Here is a 17073-nt window from a genome sequence, read left to right on the forward strand (position 1 = left end):
TCGTTTAGTTTTTCTGTCGACAAAGTCCTATTGTGTCTCGGTTTTATGCACATAAAGAGGAAGGTGTCCCGATCGCTTGGGGACACCTTCTTGTTTCACCATAATTTGTATCCTTTCGACCCCGGCGGAGCGTTTTGAATGATGTCGATGATCGGCACCGTATAGGCGATCAAAATGAGCGCAACGACGAGGCCGATCCAAAGCTTCCAGTTTTCAAGCGCCAGCGCAGCCCGTTCATACGGAGCAGCTGCCTCGGCGACCGGAAACTCCGTTTCGCCTTTCGGGGCGAAAAAGGCCAAGTTGATCACGATGACGAGAATCAAAATAATGCCGATGAACAAGATGGTGCCGCCGACCGCTTGCGCGATTTGGTACGGAATCCATTCAAGCGCTTGCGGCGAATTGCTGTACGTTGAGAACGCCGAGCGTCGCGGTGCGCCGAGCAGACCGGCAAAATGCATCGAGCCGGACATGAACGTCATCCCAACCGCCCAAACGATCGTTTGAATGATGGCGAGCCGGTTCATCGCTTTCGTCATCACCCGGCCGGTCAAATGCGGAATGAGCCAGTATGACGCACCAAAAAATGTTAGGACGACAGTCGTTGCCACCGTTAAATGGAAGTGGCCGGTCACCCAAATCGTATTATGGACGACTTGGTTGAGTTGGTGCGAGGCGTTAATAATCCCGCCGGTGCCGGCCGGAATAAAAAACAGCATTCCGACAAACGGGGCGAAAAAGCGGGCGTCGCTCCACGGGAGTTTCCGCAGCCAGCCGAACAAGCCGGTCGCTCCCTGCGAGCGGCCGTACGATTCAAACGTCGCAAACATGGCGAACGCGGTCATGAGCGACGGAATGATGACCATGAACGTCAAGACGACTTGCACGTATTTCCAAAACGGCGAAATTCCCGGCTCAAGCAATTGGTGATGGAAGCCGACCGGAATCGAAAACAGCAAAAACAAGATAAACGCCAGCCGTGCGAGTGAATCGGAGAACATTTTGCCGCCGATCACTTTCGGAATGACGGCGTACCAAACCATATACGCCGGCAATAGCCAGAAGTAGACGAGCGGATGCCCAAAATACCAAAACAGCGTCCGGCTCAAGAGCACGTTCACCCGATCCGTGAGCCCAAGCGACCACGGAATGAGCTGGAAGACGACGGTGGCGGCGACGCCAAGCGAACAGACGAGCCATAGCACCATATTCGTCACTGACATGAACGCCAGCAGCGGGCTCACTTGACCGCGGTGCGTTTTCCGCCAGCGGGCATAATGAGCGAACATCGCAAAGCCGCTCACCCAGCTGCCGACGACGACAAGCGCCAAGCCGATGTAAAAGCCGGCGTGCGCTTGCAGCGGCGCGTAAAACGTATATAAGACAGATGCCTTGCCGGTTAAGATGAAAAACGCACTCATGGCTGTTCCGATTGTCATCAGCCAAAAACCGATCCAACCGGTCCGGCGCGAACCGTCTGAGAGCGCCCCGGTTGTACGGCTGACCGCGGCGAACTGAAAGCCGATAATGAAAAACGTCGTCAGCACGAGTCCAAGCAAGACGCCATGCGTCGTCAAAATCGTGTAATAGCTGATCCCAGCCGGGAGCTCAAACTTGCCGGAACGGACTAATGTTTGCAATAGGCCGGCGAACCCCCCGAGCGCGAGGGCGGTAAAGGCGACGAACAAATGGGCAAGCGCCAGTTTCGCATCGCGGCGATCGACTTTTTCCAACGGTTGTGCCATGTTACTCCACCACCTTTATGCGCGCCGTCATCATATGGTGGCCGGCGCCGCAATACTCGTTGCAAAGAATCGTATATTCGCCCGGTTTGTCAAACGTGGTTGTTAAGCTGTTCACATAACCGGGTTCGACCATCATGTTCACGTTCGTTCCCGGGATTTCAAATCCGTGGATGACGTCTTTCGAAGTGACGTTGATCGTCACTTTCGCTCCTTTTGGAATTTCGATCGCATTCGGTGTAAAAGAAAACGCGGCGACGACGATGTTCAACTCGTATTCCTTGTCTCCTTTTTTGACGAGCCCCGGATGATCAAACGGCGGGGTCGAATCGACTTTTTCTGGATCGATCGTCGTCAGGCAGCTCGGCGGCTGCTGTCCGGCGGCGAATGCACTTACGCCGACGACCGTCAAAAAAACGATCAAACAGCCGATGCCAAACGCAAGCCAAATTTTTTCATACTTATGGATGTGCATACCGATTCCCTCCTTTGCCGCTTACAGGCGGTGCAAAAATAAAAAGTAGACGCTGACCCAAGAAAAAATGATGAAAAAGCCGAGCAGAAACACAGAGGCCAGCGTGCCTTTGAGCGCCGGCTCTTTTTCCTTTTTCGTTTGCCGGGCCGCTGTGATCAGTTTTGCCATGCCGTATCCCTCCTCTTTGTTGGATTCATCCCCCATAACAGCAATTCGGCAGGTGCGCCAAACGGCCAATTTCCCTGCTTTGACACTATCATAACTGTACAAAACTGGGGCAACAGTGACTTTTCTCACAAAAACGATGCTGGAAGTGTGAACAAATGGTGACGTTTGTGAAAAAATGATGAAGACGTCATTTTCTCTCGCGGCAGCAGAGCCCGCCAATGTTCTTTTTGCTGGCATGTAAAGCGCCGGCGATTGAACAGGCAATGCGATGCAGCAAAGAGATTAAGCCTATCGATCATTGATGATTTTTTAGCCAACGGCCAAGCGGCGCTCGGAATGGTGGAGATCATCGAGCAAGCGGGGGCTGATATGGTCGGCATCGGCATTGTCATTGAAAAAGCGTTTCAAGACGGCGGCCGGCTGCTTCGTTCGCGCGGCTTCCGCGTTGTGTCGCTCGCCCGCATCGCATCGCTTGATGGTGGCGCCATTCAATTTGCTGACGAGGTGATGAGTCGATGAAGATGAAATGGTGGCAAGTCGGATCGCTCGGCATCCAACATGTATTGGCCATGTACGCCGGGGCGATCGTCGTTCCGCTCATCGTCGGCGGGGCGATGCTCGCGATGTTCGGCATGGTCATTGCCTACGGTGTGAAAATGTTAGGCCAAGTTGACCTAACTGTGCAAGAGAACTTGCTGATCATCGCCTGCTCGGTCGGCGTGGGGCTTGGGGTGACGGCGGTGCCGAACTTGTTTGTCGAGCTGCCGACCGGCTTGCGCATTTTAACCGACAGCGGCATCGTCGCCGGCAGCATGACCGCCATCATCTTAAACGCCGTCTTCCATTTCGGTAAGGCAAGAAAATCGGCTGCACTGCCGCTGCAGGAACAAAAAATTTCATAATGGTGTTGATCGCTTTTATAGCCATCTTCGTTTTCCGGCCACTGCTCGGGAAATGGGGGTGGCTTTTTTATTGGCGTGTCGATTGGCAGAGAAAATGATAGAAACTGGTGGAGGGATGATGGTATAATGGAAAGCGAATAGGAAAGGGGGTGAAACAATGGATGAATGGGTGGAGCGCCTTTTCGATGAGCTGCGGCAAATACGGAATCAGATGGCGACCAAACAGGATGTTGTGCGGGTGAATGATCGCATCGATCGGCTTGAACAAACGGTGAGCGCGACGAAAGAGGATGTTGCGCGGTTAAATGGACGCGTCGGGCAACTCGAAGAGACCGTGGCAGCGACGAGAGAAGACGTTGTCCGGATGAATGATCGCATCGGGCGGCTTGAGCAGACCGTGGCAGCGACGAGAGAAGACGTCGCAGCGCTGGATGAGCGCATCGGGACCATCGAGCGGACGATGGCAACGAAAGAGGATGTCGCAGCGCTGGATGGGCGCATCGGGCAACTCGAAGAGACCGTGGCGGCTAACAGAGACGACATTGCGGCGCTCGACAGCCGGATTGGGCGCATGGAACAAACGATGGCGACGAAAGAGGACGTTGCCGAATTGCCGTTTATTCGGCAAGCTGTCGTGGAAACGTTAGAAACGCTCCATGAAATTTCGGCGATGAAACAAACCCTCACAGAAATGCAACAAAAAGTCAATGAAGTCATTGCCGGACAAGCGCGGCAAGAGCTCGTACTTCAATCCCTCGCTTTGCACTTGCTCGAGCATGAAAGTGAAATCCGCGCGCTAAAAGCGAGATAAATAACGAACCTCTCCTACTTGTACATCCTCGCTGATGATCATGTTCCTTCCAAAACAGGCCGGTTTTGTCCGCGCCTGTTTTTTGATTGCAGCAACTTTTCATAACTTTTTTTGGCTGCGAAAACTAGAAATCCATTCGCTGTTCCTGAAAAAACGGGTGTACAAACATATTTTCCATTGCATATAGTTTGGCTTGTTGCGCATCCTAATAGAATAAAGAGGAACAGACCGAGGTGTTTGTATGCCGGTTCTTTTATCTGTCGGCACAGCAAGGATGCCGTATACGGCCGCCCAAGACGAGGTGAAGCAGCATGTCGCCGGGCTGTTCGCCGGTCGAATGGCGCGTGCGGAGCGGCTGCTGCAGGCGTTTGACAACAGCGGCATTCATACGCGCACGTTTGTCCAACCGCTTGCCTGGTACAGCGCGCCGCGCGGTTTCGGTGAAAAAAATGGGGTGTACATCGACCGTGCCGTCCGCTACAGCGCAGAGGCGGTCAATGACTGTTTGCGCAAGGCTTCGTCCGGCCCTGTTTTGCATGAGGAGATCGATGCGCTGTTTTACATCTCAACGACAGGGCTGTCGACGCCGAGCATCGAGGCGCGGCTGATGAACGTATTGCCGTTCTCCCCTCATGCCGTAAGAGTGCCGATTTGGGGGCTCGGTTGTGCGGGAGGGGCGGCTGGGCTCGCCCGGGCAGCCGACTATTGCCGGGCGTTTCCGAATGCCAAGGCGCTTGTGATCGCCGTTGAGTTTTGCAGTTTGACGTTTCAACTCAATGATTGGTCCAAAAGCAATGTGATCGGTACGTCGCTTTTTTCCGACGGCGTGGCGTGCTTGCTTGTGGCTGGCGACGGAGCGGCGCCGACAGCTGGCGCGCCGCGTGTCATCGCCGCCCGCTCGGTGCTCATGCCCGGCTCGGAAGACGTGATGGGCTGGGATGTTCGCGACGAAGGTTTGTTTGTCATCTTTTCAAAAGACATTCCGGCGATCGTTCGCTCTTGGCTGCGCCCGCAAGTCGAGTCGTTTTTGCAGGAACATGGGTTAGGGCTTGGGGATATTCATCATTTCATCGCCCACCCGGGCGGGAGGAAAGTCATTGAAGCGTACGAGGAGGCGTTCGGATTCGGTCCGGAACAGACAAAAGCCGCTAGAGACGTGCTCGCCCGCTACGGCAACATGTCGTCGGCCACCGTGTATTTTGTGCTCGAACAGATGATGCGGCAGCCGCTTTCGTCCGGGCACGGCCTGCTTATCGCTCTCGGCCCGGGCTTTAGTGCGGAAATGGTGCTGCTTCAATGGGGGGGATGATCGTGCGGTTTTGGTTCGTGTTTTTGGCGGTTGCCGGCATGCGCGTCATTGAGCTTCGGCTTGCAAAACGGAACGAACAGTATGTGAAAGCGCTCGGGGCGCGGGAGTTCGGCGCTCGCCATTACCCGTTGATCGTATTGATGCATGTCGGTTTCTTTTTGTCGTTGGCTGTTGAGGCGCTTCGAAAGGGCGCGCGCCCGTCGCGCCGCTGGCCGCTTTTGTTTCCGCTTTTTCTTGTCGTGCAAGGGCTGCGCGTATGGACAATTGGGTCGCTCGGCCGTTTTTGGAATACGAAAATTTTGATCGTACCAAACGGCCAAGTAGTGAAAAAAGGGCCGTACCGATGGCTTCGCCACCCGAACTATGTGGTTGTCGCCTTAGAGATTGCGCTGTTGCCGCTTTTGTTTCAAGCGCCGATCACCGCGCTTGTCTTTTCGCTTTTGAACGCATTTTTGCTGTCGATTCGCATCGCGGTTGAGGAAAGAGCGCTGGCGGCGCTCACCGACTACCGGGAGGCGTTTCGGGAGCGGCCGCGTTTTTTGCCCCGGTTAAGGGGGGAGGCTGCCATCCGCAAGATGCGGCAAGCTGAAAGCAGCGGACAAATAAAAAACAGCCCTTGAGCCGTCTATAATGGCATCTGTTCGCCGTTCGCCTGCGGGCGGCGGCAGGGCGTTGCCTCTTTCTCTATGTCATCCTGTCGGGTTACGGCAGGATTTTTCTTTTTTTCTATTGGGAAACGGGGCGAAATGCAGTAAAATGAATGTAAATGACATTGAGGGAGACAAAGGGGTTTTGGTCATGGGGCATATTGCGATTGAGCGGCCGTCATTGCGGCTGTGGCTTTCGAAAATGATCGACATGCACGATCAGCTTCAGTCCGCGGATGACCAGGAGCATGCGGACAAAGTGAAGCAGCTCATCGAAAAAGCGGCATCCGGTGAGCTCATTGTCGCGTTTTGCGGTCATTTTTCCGCCGGCAAATCGAGTTTGATCAACGCGTTGCTCGGCGAGCCGATGCTGCCGTCCAGCCCGATTCCGACGAGCGCCAATCTCGTCAAAGTGAAAGCCGGTCCGGACTATGTGCGCGTCTTTTTCCACCGCGATGAGCCGGTCGAGTATGAACCGCCGTACGACCCGGACTTGATTCGCGCCCAATGCCGGGACGGGGAGACGATCGAATGGATTGAAATCAGCCGAACGACGGACGCCATCCCGCCGGGGGTCGCGATCCTCGATACGCCGGGCATCGATTCGACCGATGACGCCCACCGGCTGGCGACGGAGTCAGCGCTTCATTTGGCGGATGTCGTCTTTTACGTCATGGATTATAACCATGTGCAGGCGGAATTAAACTTCCAATTTACAAAACAATTAACAGATGAAGGAAAGACCGTTTATTTGATCATCAACCAAATCGATAAACATCGCGACGACGAGCTGCCGTTCGCTGAATTTCGCGCCTCGGCCGCCGAGGCGTTCCGGCGTTGGGGAGTTGAGGCGGCCCGTTTGTTTTTCTTGTCGCTGAAAGACCCGTCACATCCGCACAACGAATGGCATGAGCTTGTCGCTTGTTTGCGCCGGTTGTTTGCCGACAAGGAGGAATGGCTCGTCCGCGGCGCCGAGTCGGCGTTAAAACGGATCGCGGACGGCCATCTTGAGCATCTCCGCGCGCGGCACGAGCTGCTTGAGCAAACGATTGAGACGCGCCTCGAGGCGCTTGGCGGCGCCGATGACGAGGCGGCGGCCATCGCGGAGCTCGATCGCCTTGAGGCGGAGCTTGCCGATTGGCAAACAGCGCCGTCGCGGGCGGAGGAGGCGTTCCGTTCGGAGCTTGAGCGCGTGCTGCAAAACGCGTACGTGATGCCGTTTGAGACGAGGGAGCGGGCTGAGGCGTACTTGCAGGCGATGCAGCCGAATTTCAAAGTGGGCTTGTTGTTCGCGAAGACAAAAACGGAGCAAGAGCGCAAGCGGCGGCTTGAGGCGTTTTATGAAAGCGTCAAAGCGCAAGCGGCGGCGCAGATCGAATGGCACGTCCGCCAGCTCCTTGTTCAGTTTGGGAAAGAATGGCATGCTGATGACGATTGGTTCAGCGAGTGCCAGCAATGGACGGCGGAGTGGGATGAGACGATGCTTGCCGGCCTCGTCAAACAAGGGGCGGAATCAAGCGGCGCCGCGCTATTAAATTATACGGATGAGGTGGCGGCGGCGCTGAAAAAACGCTACCGTGACTCGGCGCTCGCCTTGTTTGCCGAACTGAAGGAACAAATCGCCAAACGGGCGGCCGCCCAAACAGAAACATTGAACGGACAGCTTTCGGCGGCGCGCGAAAAAGTGGAGCTCGCCGCCCGCCTCGCCCGCCTCAGAGCCGAGCGGGACGAGCGCCGGCGTGCGTTCGAGCAGCTGATCGCTGCTCCATGCGAGTCTGCATCGCTTGATGAAAACCGTCTCGCCGCGTTGACGGCGCCGCCGGTCTTCCGGAAAGCGCGTCATGCCGAGACGGCAAAACCGCAAGCAGCATCCAAGCCAGCGGAAACAAGCCATCTTTCCGTCAAAGAGCAAGCGCTCGGTCAGGAAGCGGCCGGCCTCGGAGTGAGCGAAAGAGCGGACGAAGCTCGGACGCTTTCAAGCGGCAGAAAACAGCGGAGCGAAGAGGCGGCCGAGCGGCTTGAGGAGGCGGCGGCTTGGCTTGAACGGTCCGAACTGCTTGGCCGCTTCGCTGGACCATTGCGCGACAAGGCGCGTCGGCTTCGCGAGCGATCGTTTACCGTCGCCTTGTTTGGCGCCTTCAGCGCCGGCAAATCGTCGCTGGCGAACGCCTTGCTCGGCGCCCCGCTTCTGCCATCGTCGCCCAACCCGACAACCGCCGCCATCAGCAAAATCGCCCCGCCCGATCACAAGCACCCGCACGGCACGGCGGTGGTCAAGGTAAAAAGCGAACTGCAAATTTGGGCGGATGTGCAATCGTCGCTTCGGCAGTGCGGCCATGAGGCGGATACATGGGATGAAGCGCTCCGCCTTTGCGCCCGCCTGGCCGAATCGGGAGCCGAACATCCGGCGCAAAAGCCGCATGTGGCTTTTTTGGCAGCTGCCGCGGCCGGCTATGAGCGGATGAACGGTCGATTCGGGGAGATCGTCTCCATCGGTTGGGAAGAACTCGAGACGTATGTCGCTGACGAAGCGGTGTCATGTTTCTTAGATGAGGTCGTGTTGTACGCCGACTGTCCGCTCACCTGCCAAGGGGTGACGCTTGTCGATACCCCGGGGGTGGATTCACTTAACGCCCGCCATACGGGAGTGGCGTTTCATTACATGAAGCATGCTGATGCGTTGTTGTTTGTGACGTATTACAACCATGCGTTCTCGAAAGCAGACCGCGAGTTTTTGCTTCAGCTTGGGCGCGTGAAAGACACGTTTGCGCTTGATAAAATGTTTTTCGTCATCAATGCGGCTGATTTGGCCCAGTCGAAAGAGGAGCTTGAGGCCGTCATTTCCTATATGAACGGAGAGCTCGCCCGCTTCGGCATCCGCTTCCCGCGCCTTTATGCGCTCTCAAGCCGCTTGGCGCTGGCGGAAAAAACGGGGGCCGAGCCCGGTCCGCGCGGCGTCTTGGCGGACTCCGGCTTGTCTGCCTTTGAAACCGACTTCTTCCGCTTCTTAACGGAAGAACTGGCGGAAGTCGCCGTCGAGAGCGCATATGCCGAGCTTGAGCGGGCGCGGCGGGCGGCAGAGGAATTCGCGCGCGCCGCTGGGCAAAGCGAAGCGGAAAAAGCGGAGAAACGGCAGGCGCTTGAGGCGGTGAAAACGAAGATGCACGCCGTGCTTGCTGGCATTGATGATGCCTACGGCCGGCAGGCGCTTCGCCAGGAAGTCGACGAATTGCTCTATTACGTCAAGCAGCGCGTCTTTTTCCGCCTCAACGATGTGTTTAAGGAGGCGTTCAACCCGGCGGTGCTCCGCGACGACCAAGGCCCGGCGCGTCGGGCGCTTGAGCGTTGCCTCGACGAGTTGCTCGCATCGGTTGGCTTTGATTTGGCCCAAGAGTTGCGGGCGACGAGCTTGCGTGTTGAGTCGTTTTTGCACAAGCAGCTGGCCGAGCAGTTCTCGCGCCTATTCCATGAGCTTCGTCGTTTCGATGATGCGCTCGCGCTCACGCCGCCTGAGCCGTTTGCCTTTTCGGCGCCGGAGTTTGCCAACGCCCTTGGGGATGTAGACCGGGTGCGGTTTACCAAGGCGCTTTCGCTGTATAAAAACGCCAAATCGTTTTTTGAGCGCGACGAAAAGCGGCGGATGAAAGAGGAAATTGAGGCGGCGCTTGTCGAGCCGATCGACGCCTATTTGGCTGAGCAAAAAGAGCGGCTTGTGGCGACGTACGCAGAACAATACAAGGCTGCCGTCGCCTCACTTTCGGCCGCTCTCGCGGAACAAGTCGACAGCTATATGGAGGGCTTGCTTGCCGCGCTCGCCGAAGCGGCGGATCATGAGGCGCTCGCCCGCATCGAAGCGGCGCTTCGCGGCCTTCTTTCGGGCCGCGTCGGGGAGGCGCGTTGATGAACCGGTTTCACGCTTGCGCTACATGCATCCACTACCGTATAGAAAAGCGAGCCGACGGGCTGTACACGTATTGCCGCCGGCTCGGCTATGCGACGAAACCGAACTATCGGTTCAACTGTTGGACGCCGAAACCGAACGTCCGGCGTTTGATGGAAAAAGAAGCAGGAAAGGACGAGGACCATTGAGCGAAGTGCATCACGCGATCACTGCCCATGTGCAAAAACAGCATACCATCTTGAAGCAATTTGCTATGCTCGACGCCGAGCGCGAGCGGCTCATCGACGAAGCGGTCGAGCGGTGCCGCCGCGGCGAGTCGTTTACGGTTGATGGGATCAATGAAGTGACGAAGCGGATGAACGAACTGGCCAAAAGCGGCCTCGTGCCGGCGCGCCGGTGCGTGACGCCGGAGATGGTGCGCGAGTACGTGAGCCGGCTTGAAAGGAAAGAGCGATCGTGACGATGGCGAGCGCTGGTTGAGCGTGTCGGCGCCGCCGGCGTCCTGTTGATGATTGGCTGCTTTCCGTTCCGATCAAGAAACAACGTTTGGCGTCAGCAAAAACAAAGAGGGGGAGGACATATGGCGTCGCTTGTTTCCCATGAATGGCTCCTTCGCCATTTGCACGACGAAAACACGCGCATTCTTGATTGTCGGTTTTGGCTTGGCGATCCTGCGAAAGGAGCGGCCGTTTACCAGGAAGATCATATTCCTGGTGCCGTGTATATGGACTTGGAACGCGACTTGTCGGGCCCAGTCGGAGAGCACGGCGGCCGCCACCCGCTCCCGTCGGCCGAGCAAGCGGCGGACGTGTTTGGCCGGGTCGGCATCGATGAAACGGTGACCGTTGTCGCTTACGACGACCAAGACGGGGCGATGGCGGCGCGTTGCTGGTGGCTGCTTCGCTATTTCGGCCATGCCCACGTATACGTATTGGACGGCAATTATAGTGAATGGAAGAAGAAAGGGCATCCGGTGACGAACGTCGTCCCTGCTGTGGCGTCCCGCCCGTTTCGGCCGCGTCCGGATCGGTCATGGCTGGCGACGGTTGAGGATGTGCGCGCCGCCGTCCGCGATCGCTCGGTTGTGCTCATTGATTCGCGTGAATGGAAGCGATATGCCGGCCTGGAAGAACCGATCGACCGCCGAGCCGGCCGCATCCCAGGAGCGGTGCACCGGTTTTGGAAAGACGGAATGACGGAAGGCGGCTACTGGAAAAGCGCTGTCGAGCAGGCGGCTCGGTTTGCCGATTTTGACCGTGGGCAGCCGTTGATCGTTTACTGTGGTTCCGGCGTCACCGCCTGCCCGAACGTGTTGGCGCTCCACGAAGCTGGTTATCACAACGTTCGGCTGTACGTCGGCAGTTTCAGCGACTGGATTTCCTATCCGGACCACCCGATTGAAACGGGTGACCCGTCATCCGATGCTTAGTTTTCTCCGATTCGGGCTGAAACATCATTCGACGCCTCGGTGTTGTCGGATGGAACCGTTGTTTTCTTTTCGTTTTCTTTTTTCGGTCCGCATGAGGTCGAAGCGTTGTTGATTTTCAACGATTTTCACCTAGTGTTTGTTTCGCTTTTCTTCCATTGTTTCGGCCGCCGGTTGAAGCCGCTGTATGCATAGTTTTTTGGCCGCCGGCGGATACTATAGGTGAACCGACGGAAGCAGAGGAGGAGACGCATGGGCCGGACAAAACTTGGCAATGCCAATGCCCAACGAAACAACAACGCGAAGAAGAAAAACGGCTTTAACGAATGGAGGAGCGAATTCGCTTCGTACGCAGAAGTCGAAGCGGAGAAAATGAAAAACGATCATAAAAACATCCGATCATGATGAGGGCGCGCCCCTCGTTTTTTCGTTTTAAGCACGATGGTTGGCAAATGGCAAACGTATGTGCTATAATCGTGGACAGAGCGGCGGGAGGCGCCGGTAGGGAGGGGACAACGTGCGGAAATGGCTAGTCGTTCTTTTGTTCTTGGCTGTCGCCGGCTATGGCCTTTGGAATGTGATGGCGGCTGACAAACCGAATGAAGCAAACGGAGCCGGTCCGGAAGTGGATCAGACGGCTCCCGACTTGACCTTGCCGGCGCTTGGGGGCCAGTCGGTTAAGTTGTCGGCGCTGCGCGGCAAAGCGGTCGTCCTCAACTTTTGGACGTCGTGGTGCCCGCCATGCAAAAAGGAAATGCCGGAGCTTGCCAAGTTTTACGAGCGGCATGGCCGCGAAGTTGCGCTCCTTGCCGTTCATTTGACGACGCAAGATACGTTGGACAACGCTGAGCGGTTTGCGAAAGCGAACAGGCTCGTGTTTCCAGTCGGCCTCGATGTGCGCGGCGAAGCGCTTCGTCAATATCGAATCCAAACGATTCCAACGACGTATATTATCGATCCAAACGGCGTCATTCGGCGAAAAATTGTCGGCCCGGTGACGGCGAAGCGGCTCGAGCAGGAAACAGCGCTTTTTCGTTGAGCAGATGGCTGCAGCGAAAGGCGCTTTCTTCGTGGTTCGTTATTTTTCAAAAAGTTGTCATAATTTTTATCTTTTTTGGGCATGAATAAGATTACAATAAAAGTGAGGGGAGGTTGAAGCGATGAGACGATCCCGCAAAATGACTCTCCAAGAACTGATCAGCGAGAACAAACGGCAATTGTTGAACGATCGGGAAGCGCTCGAAAAAATCGAGAAAAAGCTGGAAGAGCGGATGCTCAAAAAAGCAGAATGACCCATGCATAGCGGTTCTCCGGGCGGACAGACTAGATGGCGAGGAGGCGAAGACAATGAGCAATCCGAAAGGAAGCCGCAAACATTTTGTGCCGAACCATATCGGCACACAGCCTCGCGCCGCAGGAGGAAACAAGGGCAAACAAATGCAAGACCAGTCCGGCCAGCACGCCCAAGTCATCCAAACGAAGGGCGAATAGCCGGAAACTCGCGCAAAGGAGGAAGCGTTCATGCCGCGTCCGAAACCGGATGACCGCAGCGACAATGTGGAAAAGCTGCAAGAAATGGTGCAAAACACCATTGAGAACATAGAAAAAGCCGAAGAAACGATGCAGTTTGCGTCGCCGGAGGAGCAGGAGAAGATCCGTGCGAAAAACCGCCGCCGCGAAGAAGCGATCGCTGCGATGCGCGCGGAAATCCGAGACGAAGCAGCTGCACGGGAACACGGCTGCCAGTAAACGAAGCAGCCCTCATGCGGGGGCGGCTTCGTTTTTTTGTCTACCGCTTGAGCGAGCCGACGGGCGAATGGTAACATAGAAGAGGAGGCCCGGTAAAAAATGGAGGGAGAACGAACGTGAAAGTGGCAGAAAAACAAATTGAAGTGCGTTATGCGGAAACAGACCAAATGGGCGTCGTCTACCACGCGAACTATTTAGTTTGGATGGAAGTCGGGCGCACGGAATTGATCAAACAGCTTGGCTTTCATTATGCTGACATGGAGAAAGAAGGCATCATTTCGCCTGTTGTCGATTTGCAAGTGTCGTACAAAAAGCCGCTTCACTACGGGGAAACGGCGACTGTCCGCACATGGATTGACGCCTATGACGGCATCCGCGTGACATACGGCTACGAGATTCTCGCCCCGGACGGCGAGGTGGCGGTGACCGGAAAGTCGCAGCATGTTTGCGTCAAGCGCGATACGTTTCGGCCGATCGTGATCCGCAAATATTTTCCTGACTGGCATGAAGCATATGAGCGGGCGAAGCGGTAAAGGGGAGCGGTGCGATGGCGTTTGGCATCCGCCGACATGAGCTCGCGGCATGGAAAGAGAAAGTGAAGCGCGGTGAAATCGCCTTTTTGACCCACTATTGGTACGACGAACGGTTTCCGCATTGCACGACAGTGACGAAAGTCGGCTGCGCCGATGTCGAAAAACTCGCCGTTTGGGGGCGGCAGTACGGGCTGAAGGAAGAGTGGATCGATCGGCGCGGTGAGTTTCCGCATTTCGATTTGCTCGGTGAGACGCAAACGCGCATTTTGCAGCAGGAAGGACGGCTGTTTGAACTGGAACGATTCACGAAACGGGGGAAGAAGGAATGATGATCGATTTGGCCGTTGTGAAGGAAATGTCGAAACATACGTTGATCGATACGCTCGGCATCGAAATTGTTGAGGTTGGCGAAGGCCGCGTCGTCGCGACGATGCCGGTCGACTGGCGCACGCACCAGCCGGCTGGGCTGCTGCATGGCGGCGCCTCAGTCGCCTTAGCGGAGACGGTCGCCAGCATCGGCGCGTACGCGCTTGTGGACCCCAACACGGAAAACGTCGTTGGATTGGAAATCAACGCCAATCACGTCCGCGCCGTTCGCCGCGGGACGGTGACGGCGACAGGGACGGTGTTGCACCGCGGTCGGACGACGATGGTGTGGGATGTGCGCATTACGGACGAACAAGGGGAGCTCGTCTGCATCTCCCGCTGCACGATCGCCATTATTCGAAAAAGCGAGCGCCAAGGCTAGCTTTTTCAATCGCCGCGGGACATTCAATGGACGAGAAAAACCGGCTCATTGCTTTTTTCGTCCAAATCCACAGTCAAATCACGTCCATCGAAATACCATTGGTCGCTCTCTTCAATAAAAAAGGTGATGCCATCAACCGTCGTCTGCGCCGCCGGCTTGTCGACCAGTTCGTCTTTGGCCATGCCAAGCGAAAACCCTTTTTGCACGGTGCTGCACCCGCCGTAGCGGGCAAAAAAGCGGATCGCATCGCCCGGCTTCAGCCCGAGCTCCCGCTTGTACCAATCAAACGCTTTTTTGTAATCATGATGTTCATGGCTTCCCCTCCTCACTTGTTTATTATAAGTGAATGGACGGCGCCGGTAAAACGATTGTGTGAACATTGGCTGACAATTTGAGGGCGAAAAAATTTCCGGAAAATGGATTAAACTAGCCCTGACTGGCTCGAGTAAAATGCCGGCCGACGGCGAACAGTAAAAGCGAGGGGGGTGAAGACGGTGAGCAAGAAGCGGCCGTTTGCGCCAAGCTATGAATCGGATGGGGTGATGGGCGAAAAGAAAGAGCAACGCCCGCGCCGTTCCAACCGTCGGCAAATTGACAAACAAGCGCCTGATTTTTTCAACACGACGCCATCGAGCGAATAAAAAAGCCGAATCGAGCGGGCGATGGTTGAACATCGCGCTGTTTTGTGAATAAAGTAGCCAGTAGGCTGCTTTTTTTTTTATGGCACCTACTATACAAACGGGCCGGTCCGCGCTATCATTACTTGAGGGACATCTTTTTCGAAAGGAGTGGCGTTTTCGTATATGAGTAGTTCAAGCCCGAACGAACCGGAACCGGAATATAGCGGGGAACGCGGCCTGTTCCTTTTCTTGTCGGCTGCTCATCATACGAAAACGGGCTCCGGACGGAAAGGAAGAGGCGCCGCCTTCCTCGCGTGAAAAGGAGGAAGGATGCCAGATGATGAAAATGTATTTGTCCGATGCCAACGGCAAAATGCGCGAAATCGATCATATTGAAAATGGCTGCTGGATCAATCTCGTTGCCCCGACGGAAGACGAAATTCGCTACATCGCCCACCATTTGGACATTCCGATCGATTCGATCAAAGACGCGTTGGATGACGAGGAGCGGTCGCGCGTCGAAAAGGAAGACAACCATGTGCTCATTATCGTCGACATTCCGATTGTCGCCCATGATGAAGTGGACGGCCCGATTTACGAGACGATTCCGATCGGCATGATCATTACGAACACGTGTTTTATTACGGTTTGTTTGCAGGAGAATCCGATTTTCGAAGAATTCTCCAAAAACAAAATCAAAAACTTTTACACGTTTATGAAGACGCGGTTTGCGTTGCAAATGCTGTACATGATTTCAACGTATTATTTGCGCTATTTGAAGCAAATCAATCGGCGGACGAGCGAAATCGAAAAAGAATTGCACCAATCGATGAAAAACAAGGAGCTGTTTTCGCTTCTCAGCATGGAAAAAAGCTTAGTGTATTTTATGACGTCGCTGAAGGCGAACAACATCGTCATGGAGCGGCTCATGCGCCTCAATTATTTGCGCATGTACGAAGATGACCAGGATTTGCTGCAGGACGTCATTATTGAAAACAAGCAGGCGATTGAAATGGCCGAAGTATACAGCAGCATTTTAAGCGGCATGATGGACGCGTTTGCTTCGGTCATCTCAAACAACTTAAACATTGTGATGAAGTTTTTGACGGCCATTACGATCGTCATTTCGCTGCCGACGATGGTGGCGAGTTTCTACGGCATGAACGTACCGATTCCGTACCAACACTCTCCGTACGCCTTTTTGATCGCGATGGCGCTCGCCGGTTCACTGTCAGCGGCGACGGCGTACATCTTTTGGAAAAAGCGATACTTTTGACGGCCAGGCGCGTTTTGGATGGCCATGCGAACGGCTGCCCTGTCATTGGGGCAGCCGCTTTTGCTTTCGGACGGCCACACCGCCGGAGAGGATGAATTTCATCGCCTCTTCCGGCGAGATGTCGACGACTTCCACTTGCTCTTTCGGGACGAGCAGGGTGAGCCCGGCGACTTGAAACGCCTGCGGGATATAGACGGCGACGTAGTCGGCGAGAGGATCGTGCCAAGCGCCGACATCATCCATTGTCATGAAGCCGAGGCATTTCCAGCCGCTTTCTGGCATTGTAACGAGCACAACTTGCGAAAACGATCGTTTTTCCCCGACGAAGGAAGCGATTGTATCTTTGGCGACGGAATAAACCGTTTTCATCAAGGGAATGCTTTCAAGCAACCGGTCGATCAGTCGAATGAGGCGGCCGCTTACGTATTGCGTCGATAGCCAACCGCAGACGGTAATCAGCGCGACAGTCGCCAATAGGCCTAGGCCGGGAATGTAGCGGCCATCCAAATACGGACGGACGTATTGGCCAAGCAGCCCATCCAAAACGGTGAACACTTTGTAGCACACATAGACGGCGAGTAAAATTGGCACGATCGTCAGCATGCCGTTTAGAAAATGTTTCACGAAAAAACGCATCCCTTTCCCTCCCCGCTATTCATTCTCTACCACCATACCAATTTTTTTGGCTTTATACAACTCTCTATTATATCGAACATTTTCTGTTGTATTCGGTAAGAAAGTTCGTGTTTTTCCTTGACGAACTGCC

22 protein-coding genes and 2 pseudogenes are annotated in these 17073 nt (G+C 55.3%); 19 read left to right on the top strand and 5 right to left on the bottom strand.

What is annotated here, in order from left to right:
- Positions 1–95: 95 nt before the first annotated feature.
- The 3 genes from GT3570_RS07475 to GT3570_RS07485 are packed head-to-tail and all read right to left on the bottom strand — an operon-like array spanning position 96 to position 2385.
- On the bottom strand, positions 96–1745 hold the full coding sequence (locus tag GT3570_RS07475; protein ID WP_011231042.1) for a b(o/a)3-type cytochrome-c oxidase subunit 1: 1650 nt from the start codon (positions 1743–1745) through the stop codon (positions 96–98).
- Position 1746: 1 nt separating this feature from the next.
- Positions 1747–2217 carry a cytochrome c oxidase subunit II gene (locus tag GT3570_RS07480; protein WP_011231043.1) on the bottom strand — a complete coding sequence of 157 codons (471 nt, stop codon included), beginning with the start codon at positions 2215–2217 and terminating at the stop codon, positions 1747–1749.
- A gap of 21 nt (positions 2218–2238) precedes the next feature.
- Entirely contained in the window at positions 2239–2385 is a 147-nt protein-coding gene (locus GT3570_RS07485) for a cytochrome c oxidase subunit 2A (protein WP_011231044.1), read from the bottom strand.
- Between the two features lie 294 nt (positions 2386–2679).
- Here GT3570_RS07485 and GT3570_RS07490 point away from each other — a divergent pair.
- From GT3570_RS07490 to GT3570_RS07560, 17 genes and pseudogenes are all read left to right on the top strand, one after another.
- Positions 2680–2904 (top strand): annotated as a pseudogene (locus GT3570_RS07490) (xanthine phosphoribosyltransferase); the annotation flags it as partial.
- Between the two features lie 80 nt (positions 2905–2984).
- Positions 2985–3287 (top strand): annotated as a pseudogene (locus tag GT3570_RS07495) (solute carrier family 23 protein); the annotation flags it as partial.
- Positions 3288–3444: 157 nt separating this feature from the next.
- Complete coding sequence (locus GT3570_RS07500) at positions 3445–4098, top strand: hypothetical protein (protein ID WP_062898592.1); 654 nt, start codon at positions 3445–3447, stop codon at positions 4096–4098.
- Positions 4099–4339: 241 nt separating this feature from the next.
- A complete protein-coding gene (locus GT3570_RS07505) occupies positions 4340–5407 on the top strand; it encodes a type III polyketide synthase (protein ID WP_042379514.1) in 1068 nt (355 codons plus the stop codon).
- A complete protein-coding gene (locus GT3570_RS07510; protein ID WP_025039382.1) occupies positions 5404–6027 on the top strand; it encodes an isoprenylcysteine carboxyl methyltransferase family protein in 624 nt (207 codons plus the stop codon). Before GT3570_RS07505 ends, GT3570_RS07510 begins: the two co-directional genes overlap by 4 nt.
- A 178-nt stretch (positions 6028–6205) precedes the next feature.
- Positions 6206–9955 carry a dynamin family protein gene (locus GT3570_RS07515; protein ID WP_062898593.1) on the top strand — a complete coding sequence of 1250 codons (3750 nt, stop codon included), beginning with the start codon at positions 6206–6208 and terminating at the stop codon, positions 9953–9955.
- Positions 9955–10143: a hypothetical protein gene (locus GT3570_RS07520; protein WP_013145453.1), complete on the top strand. Its 189-nt coding sequence runs from the start codon at positions 9955–9957 to the stop codon at positions 10141–10143. The genes GT3570_RS07515 and GT3570_RS07520 overlap by 1 nt, the downstream gene beginning before the upstream one ends.
- Positions 10140–10415: a YpbS family protein gene (locus GT3570_RS07525; protein ID WP_011231051.1), complete on the top strand. Its 276-nt coding sequence runs from the start codon at positions 10140–10142 to the stop codon at positions 10413–10415. Before GT3570_RS07520 ends, GT3570_RS07525 begins: the two co-directional genes overlap by 4 nt.
- Positions 10416–10535: 120 nt before the next feature.
- Complete coding sequence (locus GT3570_RS07530; RefSeq protein WP_011231052.1) at positions 10536–11384, top strand: sulfurtransferase; 849 nt, start codon at positions 10536–10538, stop codon at positions 11382–11384.
- A gap of 249 nt (positions 11385–11633) precedes the next feature.
- Complete coding sequence (locus tag GT3570_RS18695; protein WP_011231053.1) at positions 11634–11786, top strand: hypothetical protein; 153 nt, start codon at positions 11634–11636, stop codon at positions 11784–11786.
- Positions 11787–11898: 112 nt separating this feature from the next.
- Entirely contained in the window at positions 11899–12420 is a 522-nt protein-coding gene (locus GT3570_RS07535) for a TlpA family protein disulfide reductase (protein WP_011231054.1), read from the top strand.
- 121 nt (positions 12421–12541) lie between these two features.
- Entirely contained in the window at positions 12542–12673 is a 132-nt protein-coding gene (locus tag GT3570_RS17875; protein WP_011231055.1) for an FbpB family small basic protein, read from the top strand.
- Positions 12674–12728: 55 nt separating this feature from the next.
- Positions 12729–12872, top strand: coding sequence for an acid-soluble spore protein N (locus tag GT3570_RS07540; protein ID WP_011231056.1), 144 nt, complete (start codon positions 12729–12731; stop codon positions 12870–12872).
- A 30-nt stretch (positions 12873–12902) separates the two neighbouring features.
- Positions 12903–13130: a small acid-soluble spore protein Tlp gene (tlp, locus tag GT3570_RS07545; protein WP_014195696.1), complete on the top strand. Its 228-nt coding sequence runs from the start codon at positions 12903–12905 to the stop codon at positions 13128–13130.
- A 116-nt stretch (positions 13131–13246) separates the two neighbouring features.
- A complete protein-coding gene (locus GT3570_RS07550; protein WP_011231058.1) occupies positions 13247–13663 on the top strand; it encodes an acyl-CoA thioesterase in 417 nt (138 codons plus the stop codon).
- Positions 13664–13677: 14 nt separating this feature from the next.
- Positions 13678–13992, top strand: coding sequence for a hypothetical protein (locus tag GT3570_RS07555; protein ID WP_062898594.1), 315 nt, complete (start codon positions 13678–13680; stop codon positions 13990–13992).
- A complete protein-coding gene (locus GT3570_RS07560; protein ID WP_020279119.1) occupies positions 13992–14411 on the top strand; it encodes a PaaI family thioesterase in 420 nt (139 codons plus the stop codon). The genes GT3570_RS07555 and GT3570_RS07560 overlap by 1 nt, the downstream gene beginning before the upstream one ends.
- A 23-nt stretch (positions 14412–14434) precedes the next feature.
- On the opposite strand, the gene GT3570_RS07565 is transcribed toward GT3570_RS07560, so the two are convergent.
- The gene (locus GT3570_RS07565; RefSeq protein ID WP_318258089.1) at positions 14435–14791 is read right to left on the bottom strand and encodes a HesB/YadR/YfhF family protein; all 357 of its coding nucleotides are present in this window, start codon (positions 14789–14791) and stop codon (positions 14435–14437) included.
- 114 nt (positions 14792–14905) lie between these two features.
- Between GT3570_RS07565 and GT3570_RS18700 the strand changes: the two genes are divergently transcribed.
- Together GT3570_RS18700 and GT3570_RS07570 are read left to right on the top strand one after the other, a co-directional pair.
- A complete protein-coding gene (locus GT3570_RS18700; protein WP_011231062.1) occupies positions 14906–15052 on the top strand; it encodes a hypothetical protein in 147 nt (48 codons plus the stop codon).
- A 316-nt stretch (positions 15053–15368) separates the two neighbouring features.
- Positions 15369–16307: a magnesium transporter CorA family protein gene (locus GT3570_RS07570; RefSeq protein ID WP_014195699.1), complete on the top strand. Its 939-nt coding sequence runs from the start codon at positions 15369–15371 to the stop codon at positions 16305–16307.
- A gap of 42 nt (positions 16308–16349) precedes the next feature.
- On the opposite strand, the gene GT3570_RS07575 is transcribed toward GT3570_RS07570, so the two are convergent.
- A complete protein-coding gene (locus GT3570_RS07575) occupies positions 16350–16943 on the bottom strand; it encodes a DUF502 domain-containing protein (protein ID WP_011231064.1) in 594 nt (197 codons plus the stop codon).
- Positions 16944–17073: the final 130 nt, after the last annotated feature.

This window comes from Geobacillus thermoleovorans (assembly GCF_001610955.1).
Classification (GTDB): Bacteria; Bacillota; Bacilli; order Bacillales; family Anoxybacillaceae; genus Geobacillus; species Geobacillus thermoleovorans.

Coding starts and splice junctions, on each gene's coding strand:
- GT3570_RS07555 (WP_062898594.1), top strand. CDS start 13,678: ATGGCGTTTGGCATCCGCCGACATGAGCTCGCGGCATGGAAAGAGAAA.
- GT3570_RS07540 (WP_011231056.1), top strand. CDS start 12,729: ATGAGCAATCCGAAAGGAAGCCGCAAACATTTTGTGCCGAACCATATC.
- GT3570_RS07500 (WP_062898592.1), top strand. CDS start 3,445: ATGGATGAATGGGTGGAGCGCCTTTTCGATGAGCTGCGGCAAATACGG.
- GT3570_RS07570 (WP_014195699.1), top strand. CDS start 15,369: ATGATGAAAATGTATTTGTCCGATGCCAACGGCAAAATGCGCGAAATC.
- GT3570_RS07560 (WP_020279119.1), top strand. CDS start 13,992: ATGATCGATTTGGCCGTTGTGAAGGAAATGTCGAAACATACGTTGATC.
- GT3570_RS17875 (WP_011231055.1), top strand. CDS start 12,542: ATGAGACGATCCCGCAAAATGACTCTCCAAGAACTGATCAGCGAGAAC.
- GT3570_RS07510 (WP_025039382.1), top strand. CDS start 5,404: ATGATCGTGCGGTTTTGGTTCGTGTTTTTGGCGGTTGCCGGCATGCGC.
- GT3570_RS07485 (WP_011231044.1), bottom strand. CDS start 2,385: ATGGCAAAACTGATCACAGCGGCCCGGCAAACGAAAAAGGAAAAAGAG.
- tlp (WP_014195696.1), top strand. CDS start 12,903: ATGCCGCGTCCGAAACCGGATGACCGCAGCGACAATGTGGAAAAGCTG.
- GT3570_RS07575 (WP_011231064.1), bottom strand. CDS start 16,943: ATGCGTTTTTTCGTGAAACATTTTCTAAACGGCATGCTGACGATCGTG.
- GT3570_RS07475 (WP_011231042.1), bottom strand. CDS start 1,745: ATGGCACAACCGTTGGAAAAAGTCGATCGCCGCGATGCGAAACTGGCG.
- GT3570_RS18695 (WP_011231053.1), top strand. CDS start 11,634: ATGGGCCGGACAAAACTTGGCAATGCCAATGCCCAACGAAACAACAAC.
- GT3570_RS07520 (WP_013145453.1), top strand. CDS start 9,955: ATGAACCGGTTTCACGCTTGCGCTACATGCATCCACTACCGTATAGAA.
- GT3570_RS07565 (WP_318258089.1), bottom strand. CDS start 14,791: ATGTTCACACAATCGTTTTACCGGCGCCGTCCATTCACTTATAATAAA.
- GT3570_RS07480 (WP_011231043.1), bottom strand. CDS start 2,217: ATGCACATCCATAAGTATGAAAAAATTTGGCTTGCGTTTGGCATCGGC.
- GT3570_RS07530 (WP_011231052.1), top strand. CDS start 10,536: ATGGCGTCGCTTGTTTCCCATGAATGGCTCCTTCGCCATTTGCACGAC.
- GT3570_RS07505 (WP_042379514.1), top strand. CDS start 4,340: ATGCCGGTTCTTTTATCTGTCGGCACAGCAAGGATGCCGTATACGGCC.
- GT3570_RS07515 (WP_062898593.1), top strand. CDS start 6,206: ATGGGGCATATTGCGATTGAGCGGCCGTCATTGCGGCTGTGGCTTTCG.